This is a genomic window from Mesorhizobium sp. M1A.T.Ca.IN.004.03.1.1 (assembly GCF_003997555.1).
Classification (GTDB): domain Bacteria; phylum Pseudomonadota; class Alphaproteobacteria; order Rhizobiales; family Rhizobiaceae; genus Mesorhizobium.
In genome coordinates this window covers 1-266 of record NZ_RZTV01000429.1, presented here as the reverse complement: position 1 = coordinate 266, position 266 = coordinate 1, and the positions used below count along the sequence as shown (strand labels likewise).

Sequence of the window (266 nt, the reverse complement as noted above, 5' to 3'; positions counted from 1 at the left end):
TTTCCGGAGGCGCGTAAGATCGCGATGTGAAATCGCGTATCGGATTCTGTCCGCTGCTGGAGCGATGTCGCCTGGTCCATGTCACGCAGGGCCTGGCTGATCGCGTTCATTTGCTCCTCAGTTCGCCGCTCCGCAGCAAGCGCAGTCGCTTCCGGCTCGATCATATGCCTGAGTTCTTGCACGGCCCTCAGAAAGGATTCGCGATCGGGAGATGCCGCATACCAGCCCAAGACATCTCGATCCAGCAGGTTCCAACGTTCCTTGGG

General features: G+C 59.0%; 1 protein-coding gene. It reads right to left on the bottom strand.

Features of this window, described 5'->3' with window-relative positions; all coding sequences use genetic code 11:
• A partial coding sequence (locus tag EOD29_RS32305; RefSeq protein ID WP_164763973.1) for an FCD domain-containing protein occupies nt 1–266 on the bottom strand: 266 nt, incomplete at both ends.